Annotated in this window: 1 protein-coding gene; it reads left to right on the top strand. The window is 39.2% G+C overall.

The window, feature by feature from the left end; all coding sequences use genetic code 11:
* Positions 1-47: 47 nt before the first annotated feature.
* Positions 48-260, top strand: a 213-nt coding sequence (locus SB773_RS32750; RefSeq protein ID WP_410594566.1) for an alpha/beta hydrolase-fold protein, incomplete at its 3' end; no start/stop codon positions are given.

Consider the following 260-nt stretch of genomic DNA (forward strand, 5'->3'; position numbering starts at 1 on the left):
TCAAGTAAGTTGTTTTTCATTATTAATTATCATCGAGGTGCGGGAAAATGAGTTTACGCAAAGGCACAATTAAAGAGTACATGTTTAAAAGCGAAGCTTTAGCAGAAGAGTTGGAACTACTTGTTTACCTGCCTGCTAATTTTTCGCCACTGTATAAATATTCGCTTGTGATTGCTCAGGATGGCCGTGATTATTTTCAAATGGGCCGAATTGGTCGCGTAGCCGATGAACTATTAGGGAACGAGGAAATCGAGAATATC

It is taken from the genome of Bacillus sp. SIMBA_074, from assembly GCF_046534555.1.
In the GTDB taxonomy this organism is placed as follows: Bacteria; Bacillota; Bacilli; order Bacillales; family Bacillaceae_G; genus Bacillus_A; species Bacillus_A mycoides.